Origin of the sequence: Kordia sp. (assembly GCF_965224175.1) — a bacterium.
GTDB lineage: Bacteria > Bacteroidota > Bacteroidia > Flavobacteriales > Flavobacteriaceae > Kordia.
The window spans coordinates 2,547,003-2,558,995 of the sequence record NZ_OZ245041.1; the positions used below are offsets into that span (position 1 = coordinate 2,547,003).

The window sequence follows — 11,993 nt, forward strand, 5'->3', positions numbered from 1 at the left end:
TTAGTGTAGTTGATTTTAAACTATATAAGGTTTTCTCATACTAATTCGTTACTTTTAAAGTCAAACGCTTTTTCTAATTCTAAAAGACATCTACTTTGAAAATTAAAAAATTATGGAAACGTATTTTGTTAGGACTAATTTTAGTTCCAATTTTATTGTTAGGAAGTCTAATACTATATGTTCAAAGTAACCAATATGAAATTATTAAAGGTGAAATTGAAAAACTAAACACAGAACACAAAGGTCTTATTAGTGTTGGTGAAAGTGAATTATCCCTTTTTGGCAACTTCCCATACATCTCTTTAAAGGTATATGATTTCAAAATTTTTGAAACTAAAGAGGATAATGCGTCTGTTATAATGGATGTAAAAGATATCTATCTTGGTTTTAACTTATGGGATATTGTCAATGGAAATTACGACATTCAATCGTTAATCGTTGAAGATGGTGTTTTTAATCTTGTGATCCATGAAAACAATACGACAAATATTGAAAACTCTTTAGCGAGTACTTCTGATACAACAACCTCTTCTGCCAATGTGCATTTCAAAAAAATTGAATTTAAAAATTTAGACGTTCATACCTTAGATGAAGCCACAAATACAGATGTAGAAAAGTTTATATACTCAGGCAAAGGTAGTTTTAGTGTAAAAGATAGCATCATTGCAGGACATGTAGATACAGATTTTGAGTTGAATGTAATCTCAGATGCCGTTGTTCCTGATTTTATGAAAAAAAAGCATTTTGAAATTCATACTGATATCGAATTTAATCAACACACTGGTATTCTAAATATACAGCCTTCTGGTGTTAAAATGGAAAATGCCGATTTTGAGTTAAAAGGTTCTATAGACACAAAGAATGATGTAGATCTTGATCTTTATATTAAAGGAGCTAAGCCTAATTTTGACATGCTCATTGCATTTGCCCCAACAAATGTGATTCCCTATTTAGAGAAATATAACAATGCTGGTGACATCTATTTTAATGCGACCATAAAAGGAGCTTCCAACAAAGGAAATAGACCAGCAATTAATGCAGATTTTGGTGCTGGAGAAGCATATTTAGAAAACCCTGCAAGGCGTAAAAAAATTGACAATCTAGGTTTTAAAGGACATTTTTCCAACGGAGACAATAGAGATACTGACACCATGGAGTTATCACTCAATGAAATGACAGCTTCTTTGGAGAAAGGAAAGTTTAAGGGTTCATTATTTGTCAAGAATTTTAAGTCACCCGAAGTTTATATGGAAATAGACTCTGACTTTAATTTGGGTTTTATTGCAGATTTTTTTGAATTGGATCAAGTTCAAGGTGCTTCTGGGAAAGTTTCACTAAAAATGAAGTTTCACGATATTATTGATATTGATAAACCTGAAAAAGCACTGCAAAAACTCAATCAAGCCTATTTTGCACAGTTACGAGTAAAAGACTTAAGCTTGAATGCCAAAAATCTTCCTGCTCGTTTAGACACATTGAATGTAGACCTAGTAATGAATGGAAAGGAAGCTACGCTAAAACAATTTGATCTGTCAATGGGCAATACAGACTTATCCATTAGTGGTTTCCTTTCAGACTTGCCTGCTTTAGTGCATCATACGGACATCCCAATTGAAGCACATTTTGATATTAATTCTAAGTATCTAGACATTGCACAATTGACCGGTTATTCAACACAAGACTCTATCCAAAAAGGTATTGATGAACAGGTAGAAAATTTAAGCTTAGGACTTTCTTTTAAAGCTGCTGCAAAAGATTTTACAGAATCTAAACATTTGCCAAAAGGCGAATTTTTCATTGATAGTTTGCATGCTAGTTTGAAGCATTATCCACACAAATTACATGATTTCCATGCTGATGTATTAATCGATAGCGTAGATTTAAAAATAGTAGATTTCACAGGACATATTGACGATAGTGATTTTCATATTGACGGACGTATACATGATTATGCTTTTTGGATGCAACCTGAACTTAATGGAGATGTAGATTTAGATATCAATCTTACTTCAAAAAAATTAAGATTAGAAGACGTTTTTTCATATAAAGGAGAAAATTATGTTCCCGAAGAATACAGGCATGAAGAGTTTGATAATTTGGCATTGCATTTTGACTCTAGTATGCATTATAAAGATTCCTCTTTACATTCCATCGATTTGGCTTTAGATAAGTTAGACACAAAAATGAAGGTGCATCCATTGCGCTTTCATGATTTTAAAGGAAATATACATTATGAAGATCAACATATTGTTATTAAAGACTTTCATGGAGAAATAGGAGTTACTAATTTCAATTTCGATTTAAATTATTATCTGGGAGAAAATCAACAAATAAAGAAAAGAGATAATTATCTGGCAGTAAAAGCAAACTATATTGATTATGATGCACTGTTTAATTTGGATTTAAAACCTCCTAAACCAATAGAAACCGCTGCTTCAAAAACTGCAGATATAGCGGAACACGCAGATGCTTTCAATATATATGAATTACCATTTACAGATATGCGATTTAAAGCAGATATTGCACACTTTATTTATCATAAAATAGATCTTCAAAAAATTAAAGCTGATATAAGAACAACACCTGATCATTATATTTATATAGATACATTACACATGGACGCAGCAGGAGGAAATATTCGATTAAACGGATATTTTAATGGTAGCGATCCAAAACATATCTATCTGCAACCCGATTTGGTGATGAATAATGTTGATTTGGATAAATTGCTGTTTAAATTCGAGAATTTTGGGCAAGATCATCTTGTTTCAGAAAACTTACAAGGGAAACTTACTTCCAGAATTCAAGGAAAGATTAGAGTATATCCGGACATGGTACCTGATTTGGATCAATCTACACTAGAAATGGATGTAAAAGTATTGAATGGCAGGTTAAAAAATTACGATCCAATGTTAGCCCTTTCCGATTATATAAAAAATAAAAACCTGCGAAACATTCGATTTGATACTTTGCAAAACAGTTTGAATATAGATAAAGGAAAGATTCATATTCCTTCTATGACCATCGAATCTACTTTAGGACATATGGAATTATCTGGCACACATGATAGCAATCAAAATATTGAATACTATTTACGTGTTCCATGGAAAACTGCAAGAAAAGCTGCTTGGCATAAAATATTTGGACGCAAGAATCGTACTATTAGTGAAGATCAAGAAGATGAGATTGTAGAAGTAGATCCTAAAAGAAGAACAAGATATCTAAATTTAAAAGTAAAAGGAACCGTAAATGATTATAAGATTTCCTTGGGGAAAAAGAAGAAAAGAAAGAAGAAAAATTCATAATACTAAAAACAGTTCAATACGAACATATTTATTTTGAATAAAATTATCAAACAATAAAAAAGGCTTCACTAAAACGTGAAGCCTTTTTTATTCTAGTAGCGGGAACTGGACTCACTTCGACTTCATTACATTTCGCTCAGTATAAACTTCTCGTCTCACGTTTTCTATAAAAATTATGAGCATAAAAAAAGACACTTCTTATCAGAAGTGTCTTTGGTAGTAGCGGGAACTGGACTCGAACCAGTGACCTTCGGGTTATGAGCCCGACGAGCTACCTACTGCTCTATCCCGCGATATTGGATTGCAAATATACAACCATTTTTCATTCTACCAACAAAAAAATAAACTTTTTTATTGTTCTATATTCCTCGCCTGAAACCCGATGATTTCCCCATCTTCACTAATCACCTCTAATTCAATTGGATTGCAACAAACTTCACAGTCTTCAATGTATTTTTGAGTATACACAGAAGTATCAATTAACATGGAAATTTGTTCCCAACAATACGGACATTGAAAGAAATATTCGTTCATTTTAACTTAATTCATCCATTTGTTCTTGCAATACTTCCCAATCTTCCATTAATGTTTCTAAGGTTTTCTTTTTCCCTTGATACATATCAAAAAAATCAGGCTTTGCTATAGTTTCTTCATAGTTTACCGCCAATTCCATATCAATATCTTTGATTTCTTTTTCCAAGTCAGAGATGGCACGTTCTACTTTGTTCAGTTTGTTGTTGAGTGATTTTAGTTTCTTCTGTTCTTCGTAAGAGTTTTTTACTTCTTCTTTTGGCGCTTGTTCCTTTTTTACAACTGTCCGTTTTTCTACTTCTCGTAAGTCATTTACTTTTCGTTGTTCCAAGTAGTAATCAATGTCGCCCAAATATTCTTTTATTTGCTGATCTTTGAACTCATATACTTTATTGGTAAGACTCTGCAAGAAATCACGATCATGCGATACTAAAATTAGCGTTCCTTCAAAGTTTTGCAATGCTTTTTTTAGTACATTTTTCGACTTGATATCTAAGTGGTTTGTCGGTTCATCCATCACCAACACATTAAAAGGTTGTAGAAGCATTTTACATAATGCCAGACGATTTCGTTCGCCTCCAGAAAGTACTTTTACCTTTTTGTCAACTTCTTCTCCTCTAAACAAGAAAGCGCCTAACATATCACGTACTTTAGGACGTGTTTTTTCATCAGCAGCTTCAATCATTGTATCTTCAACCGTCAATTCACCATCAAGATATTCTGCTTGATTCTGTGCAAAATATCCAATTTGAACATTGTGACCTAGCGACAAAGTTCCATCATGCGAAATTTCGTTGACAATAATTTTTGCCAATGTAGATTTTCCTTGACCGTTTTGTCCAACAAAAGCAATTTTACTACTACGCTCTACAAATAAATCAACATGAGATAATACTTGTTTTTCGCCATAGTTTTTGGAGAGATTTTCTCCTTCTAAAACTACTTTTCCTGGCTGAACAGATACAGGAAACTGAATCGTCATTACCGCATTATCATCTTCGTCAACTTCTATACGATCAATTCGTTCTAATTTTTTGATAAGCGATTGTGCCATGGTAGCTTTTGAAGCTTTCGCACGAAATTTTTCTATCAGTTTTTCTGTATGCTGAATGTGCTTTTCTTGATTCTTCTGCGTAGCCAATTGCTGTTCGCGAATTTCTTGTCGCTGAATTAAGTATTTCGTATATGGCTTGTTGTAATCATAAATTCTCCCCAAAGAGATTTCAATCGTTCTATTTGTCACATTATCCAAAAACATTTTATCATGCGAAACAATAATTACAACACCTGGAAAAGATTTTAAAAACTGCTCTAACCAAATAATAGATTCTATATCTAAATGGTTTGTTGGTTCATCTAAGAGTAGTACATCATTTTTTTGTAATAAGAGTTTTGCCAACTCGATACGCATACGCCAACCACCTGAAAATGTATCTGTTTTTTTGTCGAAGTCCTCTCGCTTAAAACCTAATCCTTGTAGAACTCTTTCTGTATCTCCTTTGTAATTGTAACCGCCTAATATCTCATAACGAGCTGTATATTCACTCAAATCTACAATGAGCTGATTATACGATTCACTGTCATAATCTGTACGTTCAGATAGTTGATGATTTATTTGATCAATATTAAGTTCTAATGCACGAATTTCCTTAAAAGCTTCATAACTTTCTTCCAAGACTGTACGTCCTTGTGTAAATTCGATATCCTGCTTTAAGAAACCAATTTCCACATCTTTATCGGTGGCAATTTCTCCTTCATCAGGTTCATTTTCTTTCGCAAGAATTTTTAACAAGGTAGATTTTCCCGCGCCATTTTTTCCTATCAGTCCTACTCTGTCGCCAGCGTTTAGACGAAAGGCAATATCTTTAAAAAGATACGTACCTCCAAAAGCAACAGCGATATTATGAATATTTATCATGTGTGTGACAAAAGTTACAGTTTTTATTAAATAGAAGTCTTATTTTTGTTCTTTAATAAGACAACTCATTATATATTTTTACAAATGTTAAAAAAAGGATCGAAATTATATAGTATTTTAACGGGAACTTGTCCAAAATGTCATAATGAAAGTATGTATAAGGAGAGAAACCCGTATAAATTGAATGCTACATTGAAAATGAATGAAACGTGTTCACATTGTGGAACTCGCTACAAGATTGAACCTTCATTTTTTTATGGCGCTATGTATGTGAGTTATGGTGTTGGAATCGCGTTTGCTGTTGCTGCTTTTATCATTACTCGTTATTTTATTGGTGCAGATAGTTTACTCGTTTCCTTTTTTGCTATTATGGGAACTTTGATTGGCTTTATGCCTGTAATTATGCGCTTATCGCGGAATATTTGGATTAACCTATTTATGTCTTACGACAAGAATTTAGACACTAAATAAGATTTCTTTAGTTCTCTGAATCTTCAAAACGTTTGATATCGATCTCTTTTGGAAGCTCAGCATCATTTTCTAGATGGTTATAGAGTTGTTTGGCTACCGTTGGTCCAATCATAACTCCACGCGTACCCAAACCGTTTAAAACAGCTATTTGCTTATGCTTTGGATGTGCTCCTACTAATGGCCTTCGATCGATAACGGTAGGTCGTATTCCTGCAACCTGATCTATGATTTCGTATTCGCAATGAATCAATTTTGAAAGTTTTTCTATCAATTCCAATTTTGCTTCTTCTGTTGGAATATGCGTTTTATCTTTCCAATTGTACGTAGCACCTACAGTATATATATCATTTCCTTGCGGGATGAGAAACACAGAGGATTTTAATACATAATCGATTTTTAAATCAGGAGCTTTTATGAATAGTAATTCTCCTTTTGTTCCATTTAAAGGTAAGTAGGAGAAGAATGGATTTTGTTTAATTCCGAATCCTTCACAGAAAACAACATGTTTTGCTTGTATGTTTTTATACTTTACGGAACCATTTTGTAAAATCAATTCTTCATATTGAAAACGTTCTCTTAGAATTTTGTTTGTAATTGAAAGATATTCACTGTACGCTTTGAGCAACTTTCGAGTGTGTACTCTTCCAGTTTCTTTTACTTTACCCAGAGAGAATGGCGTATCAATTGCCTTATTGGTATTACTGATAAGATTTGTGTCAAGGTACTTAGAGAGTTTTGGTTTGTCGGAAGCTTCAAACCACATGTTTTGCTCTTCTATAGCAGCAAATCGTCTCATAACAGGTAGCTTTTCATCAAATGAAGCTTTTAGTTTTGCTTCTAAGTTTTCATAAAAAGGTAAAGCTACTGCCAATTGCAAATCTGCATTCCAGACAGGCGTGAAACGCTTTAAAATTACAGGATTATACAATCCGCCAGCTACAGTTGAAGAATGTTGCGATTTATCTTCAAATACTACAAACTCTTTTCCTGCAGCTTCTAGCTCTTCACAAAAAGCTATTCCAGCTAAGCCTAATCCTACAACTATACAATCTATCATGAAGCAAAAATAAAAAACGCTCACCAAATAGTGAGCGTTTTTAATATTGTTATGTTATGAATTTAATAATTCCACATGTCTTGTTCTCTTCCTCTGATCTTTTCTTTGATTCGTTCAGATTCTAATAACTGCATGAGTGAGTTTTCTTTTACGTATTCTTTTACACGTCTATCACCTTGCACATTTTCTTCTTTGTAAATTAATCCATTGAAGCGTCTTGCATTTAATAAATGGTCAAACGATAGTGGGACAGCGGCATTTCGATCATTGAATGCTTTTGATTCGTGTAAAATTTCTCTAACATCTGGATAGAATACCCAAAATAGCTCAATTAAATCTTGTTGCCCATCTTGGTCAATAAACTGTACATCTGGTGCTACTGGAGCAATTGCTAACAGTCTATATTTTAATTCTCCTTGACGCTTGTCAAAATACCAAACACCTTTTACGTGATATTCCTCAATATCAGCAGAAGTTAAATCTCTAACTTCAATAAATTCGTCAGATAATTTTTCACCTCTGTTTAATTGATCAAAACCATCATCTAAGGTATCTACTTTACGTAAACTTGTTTTGATGTCTTCATACGTACGAACTTCTGTAAAGTTTCCATCCGCATATACTTTCTTGATCTTTTGACTCTTAACATTTTTCAAGAGTACATCATACAAAGAACGTCTATCAGCACGCATGCCGATTGTATCTATAGGATAGTACAAAGGAAAGTTCACTCTTTCGTCAAGATCAATGATTTCCCATGTCGTAGCTGACCAAAGAATATCTCTGTCATCTACATATCCATATGGCAATGGACCATCGTTATCAGCATCTTTTTGCGCTTGTGTCTTTACACCTATTTCACCAGGATCTTTGGCATTCAATAAATTTGCTTGCCCAAGTACTGTTCCTGATAGTAGGAGTGTAAATGCTGCTGTAAATAAACCTTTCCAATTCATAACAAATGTTTTAATAATTTTAGTTTGTAACTTCAAGAATTACTGGTGATATTTTCTTAAGACGAATTCCATTATCTGCTTTCGCCTTAATATTAAGGATTTGTACATTTTGACCTCTTCTAGCTCTTCTTAGTGCACTTTTAGCTCTTGCATCTAATCTTCCTCCTCTAACAGTGATTGTTGGTTGACCAGGAACTTTAAAGTCAAATTGTGTAACTGATACTCCAAGTTTGAAATCAAAATCTACTAGTCTTGCTTCAATTGTACCTTTTTCAATACCAGACTTACTCATTTTAGCAGATCCAGAAATACCTCTAAAGAAACCAGTTGGTGCTGGAATTTCTTTAATTCTAAATGTTTTCTTATCTCCAGCTGACGAGCCATCATCAAGAGTTGCAGTAACGTTGATTGTTACTTCGCTACCTGTTGTAGGACGCATAACGTATTTTCCGTTACCTACTTTCTTTAATCCGTTTGCTCTTGCATTTACTTTGTTATCAGATACTCCCGCAAATGAAATTGTCATTGGGTTATCAACTCCACGGTATACTACGTTCATTTTATCAGCAGAAATTGTTGCTGAGTTTGGACGTGGCACAACGACATAGTTTCCAGTAAACTCAATTGGTAATTCTTCTCCTTTTTCAACGAAAGTGAAAACACCTTTTACTTCGTGCTCACCAACATTTCCAGTTTTGAATTTTATTTGTGCATTTCCAACTGAATCTAATGTTCCTGATTCTTTCGATAAAGTAACTTCGTTTCCGTTTACGTTTAATTTAACTGGAGTAACATTTGCATATTTCCCTAGTAAAACTTCACCTTGAAACTCTTCTCCTGCGAAAAATGCATTTTTCTTTGGACGTACAATTGCTGTATAGTTTTTAAGTGTAATTGCCTCATCAAGAGAATTTCCTAAGAATAAGTTGTATAAGTTTGCTTCTGTAGTCTTAACGTCGTTTTGCATTGCTGTTAACTTCGCATACGATGCAATTGCTGGGAAACCTTTGTAGTTATAATCTAAGTAGCTTAGTTTATCTCCTTCTTTTGGTTTCACATCACTTAAGTCAAAACGCTTATCAAAGTTTGTAATAGCAGTTGTATACGTTTGATCTTCTCCTAAAACAGCTTTGATATCTTCTTTATACTTACGAATAGCAGCCATTACTGCATCTCCTTCTTTTGTTAAACGATCTCCAGTAAACCACTTTTCATCTAAGTAGTCTCCTTTATCCATTTCTTCAAATGGTAAATCTCCGTTTTCTTCTCTTTCATATCCACCACCTTTTACGATGTCTTCTTTTAGAGTTTCAAGATAAGCGTCAAAGCCATCAGAGATATTTTTTATTTGCTGTGCTTTTTGAGCTGGGATTTTAAATTCTACTTTTTCTCCAGCTTTCTGATTCAATCCTTTTAAAAGTGTTTCGTTAGATTGATCAGTTAATTCGTTTGTACTCACGAATTTTGAGTTCATAGATCCGAACGCTGATAGTACTTCTTTGGTCATAGTCATCGCAATCATAGCGATAAATACCAAGTACATCAGGTTAATCATTTTCTGCCTTGCAGATTGTTTTCCTCCTGCCATTTCTAATTAGTTTTTTAGTTAATTTTTTTGTTGAATTAAAATACTACTAATTAGTTTTTGTTCATTGCAGATAACATTCCACCATATACACCATTTAAAGATGAAAGGTTTGACGCTAATGATTGCATTTGCTCTTTTAACTTCGCTGCGTTTTCAACTGCTTCTTCGTTAATTGCTGCTTGACGATTAGCGCTTTCCATTTGCACTTTGTAAAGACTATTTAAAGACTCCATTTGTGCTGCTGCTAATGACATTTCTTCACTATATTTCTTTGTTGAAGCAATTGCATCAACTGTAGGAGAGATACTTTTTGCTGCTCCTTCGAAGTTACGAATGCTAGATCCTAAGCTAGACATTAATTCACTGTCAATTTTAGCATCTTTTAATAAGTTATCTAATTTTTTAGATAATAATCCTTCAGCATCTGTTGCTTCTTGTTTTTTAGCTTTTGCTTTTGCAGATCCTCCTGCTAATTCTGGGTATACTAATGACCAATCTAGATCGTCGCTTTGTCTTTCAAAGGCTGAATATGTAAATACTAGTGCTTCTACTATCATTCCTATTGTTAAGATAGTACTTCCATAAGGCCAGTGTTGAATTTTAAATAATGCTCCTACAATTACAATTGCCGCTCCAAGTCCATATACCATGTTCGTTAGCGTAATCTTGCCATTCTTTGCCATAATAATCTAATTTTTAGTTTAGTGTTTAGTTAATAAAATTTAAGTGTTGGGTTAACCGTGGTTTGGTTTATTTTTAGTACTCGATAATTATCTTGCTCCTTTTCCTACTACATCTGTACCCATGTAGCTTTGTACAGTTCTGAATCCAATATAACTTCTTGCAGAGTCTCTGTATTCAAAATCTCTCGTACTTACTTGTAGGAAGTATTCAACGTCTTTCCATGATCCTCCACGTATTACTTTACGTTTGTTTAATGTATCATTTACGTTTGGACTCATTGTAGACATGTACTCATATGAACTTGGATCGTAAGATGATGCAGTCCATTCTGCTACATTACCTGCCATGTTATATAAGTTGAAATCATTTGGTTCATACGATTCAGCTTCCACAGTATATAATGCCTGATCTGCTGCATAGTTACCTCTTAATGGCTTGAAGTTTGCCAAGAAACAACCTCTATCGTTCATTGTGTAAGGTCCTCCCCAAGGATATGTTGCTCCTTCGAGTCCACCTCTTGCTGCGTACTCCCATTCTGCTTCAGATGGTAATCTGAATTTGTTGATCATGTGACGCTTTCTTTCTTTTCTGTAGATATTCTTCTTAAGTGTTCTCCACTCACAGAATGCTTTCGCTTGTTTCCAAGTTACACCAACTACTGGATAGTCATTGTAAGCATCATGCCAGAAGTAATCATTGTGCATTGGCTCGTTATACGAATATTCGAAGTCTCTAATCCATACTGTAGTATCTGGATAGATTTCTAAGTTTTCTCTTTTGATGAAGTCAGTACGCTTCATTCCTTTGTTCTTAGCAGCAGTTTGAATATCCATCCAATCATACTGGAATCGAACTTTTGTCCAATCAATCGTACGTTGACCATTGTATGATTCTGCTTCAGGAATTAACATAGAATCCATTACTTCTGCATAAAACTCATCAGGAATTTCAGAATAGTCCCAAATTAAGTCTACATCAGTATTTAAACGTCTTCCTTCATAACCTGTAGGTCCTAAACCTGCATAGTTATCTATATTATACTTTTCCCAAGCAGTTTGATCAGTAGTATCTGCATCTTTGAAAGCATACTTAGCAATTCCATCTCCATCAGCATCAGTTTTACCTTCTTCATCAGCAAGGATTGCTAATTTTGTTCTGATAATAGAATCTCTTACCCAGTAAACAAATTCCCTGTATTCACTATTTGTGATTTCAGTTTCGTCCATGTAGAACGAAGGAACTGTAACGGTTTTAGTAGGTGCATTTTTAGTTTGAGCAATATCATCATCAGATTTACCCATAATGAATGAACCACCTGGAACTAGCGTCATACCATAAGGCTTTTCAGGATGCCATTTTTTTCCTTTGACACCGACTAGCTCACCTCGATCTTTAGAACCACAGCTATAAAGAAATGCTAAAACGGCTGTTAATACAACAATCTTTTTCATACGGAATTATTGAGGTTAATACGTTTTTTATA

General features: G+C 33.9%; 9 protein-coding genes and 1 tRNA gene. 2 read left to right on the forward strand and 8 right to left on the reverse strand.

Going from position 1 to position 11,993, the window contains the following annotated elements; genetic code table 11:
- Nucleotides 1-95: 95 nt before the first annotated feature.
- A complete protein-coding gene (locus ACOQOS_RS10875; RefSeq protein WP_420574994.1) occupies nucleotides 96-3,305 on the forward strand; it encodes an AsmA-like C-terminal region-containing protein in 3,210 nt (1,069 codons plus the stop codon).
- 220 nt (nucleotides 3,306-3,525) lie between these two features.
- Here the strand turns inward: ACOQOS_RS10875 and ACOQOS_RS10880 are convergent.
- From ACOQOS_RS10880 to ACOQOS_RS10890, 3 genes are all read right to left on the reverse strand, one after another.
- Nucleotides 3,526-3,598 (reverse strand) — tRNA-Met (locus ACOQOS_RS10880).
- A 58-nt stretch (nucleotides 3,599-3,656) separates the two neighbouring features.
- Nucleotides 3,657-3,839 carry a CPXCG motif-containing cysteine-rich protein gene (locus tag ACOQOS_RS10885; protein WP_420574995.1) on the reverse strand — a complete coding sequence of 61 codons (183 nt, stop codon included), beginning with the start codon at nucleotides 3,837-3,839 and terminating at the stop codon, nucleotides 3,657-3,659.
- A gap of 1 nt (nucleotide 3,840) precedes the next feature.
- Nucleotides 3,841-5,754, reverse strand: coding sequence for an ABC-F family ATP-binding cassette domain-containing protein (locus tag ACOQOS_RS10890; protein WP_420574996.1), 1,914 nt, complete (start codon nucleotides 5,752-5,754; stop codon nucleotides 3,841-3,843).
- Between the two features lie 84 nt (nucleotides 5,755-5,838).
- On the opposite strand from ACOQOS_RS10890, the gene ACOQOS_RS10895 reads away from it, so the two are divergent.
- A complete protein-coding gene (locus ACOQOS_RS10895; RefSeq protein WP_420574997.1) occupies nucleotides 5,839-6,225 on the forward strand; it encodes a DUF983 domain-containing protein in 387 nt (128 codons plus the stop codon).
- Nucleotides 6,226-6,232: 7 nt separating this feature from the next.
- Here the strand turns inward: ACOQOS_RS10895 and ACOQOS_RS10900 are convergent, their stop codons facing one another.
- The 5 genes from ACOQOS_RS10900 to gldK all read right to left on the reverse strand — a co-directional run bounded on the left by ACOQOS_RS10900 (nucleotide 6,233) and on the right by gldK (nucleotide 11,961).
- Complete coding sequence (locus tag ACOQOS_RS10900) at nucleotides 6,233-7,282, reverse strand: NAD(P)/FAD-dependent oxidoreductase (RefSeq protein WP_420574998.1); 1,050 nt, start codon at nucleotides 7,280-7,282, stop codon at nucleotides 6,233-6,235.
- 62 nt (nucleotides 7,283-7,344) lie between these two features.
- The gene (gldN, locus tag ACOQOS_RS10905; protein ID WP_420574999.1) at nucleotides 7,345-8,238 is read right to left on the reverse strand and encodes a gliding motility protein GldN; all 894 of its coding nucleotides are present in this window, start codon (nucleotides 8,236-8,238) and stop codon (nucleotides 7,345-7,347) included.
- A gap of 19 nt (nucleotides 8,239-8,257) precedes the next feature.
- Nucleotides 8,258-9,826 (reverse strand): gliding motility protein GldM, encoded by a 1,569-nt coding sequence (gldM, locus tag ACOQOS_RS10910; RefSeq protein WP_420575000.1) that lies wholly within the window; start codon nucleotides 9,824-9,826, stop codon nucleotides 8,258-8,260.
- Nucleotides 9,827-9,876: 50 nt separating this feature from the next.
- Nucleotides 9,877-10,509: a gliding motility protein GldL gene (gene gldL, locus ACOQOS_RS10915; RefSeq protein WP_420575001.1), complete on the reverse strand. Its 633-nt coding sequence runs from the start codon at nucleotides 10,507-10,509 to the stop codon at nucleotides 9,877-9,879.
- Nucleotides 10,510-10,596: 87 nt separating this feature from the next.
- Nucleotides 10,597-11,961, reverse strand: coding sequence for a gliding motility lipoprotein GldK (gene gldK / locus ACOQOS_RS10920; protein WP_420575002.1), 1,365 nt, complete (start codon nucleotides 11,959-11,961; stop codon nucleotides 10,597-10,599).
- Nucleotides 11,962-11,993 lie beyond the last annotated feature (32 nt).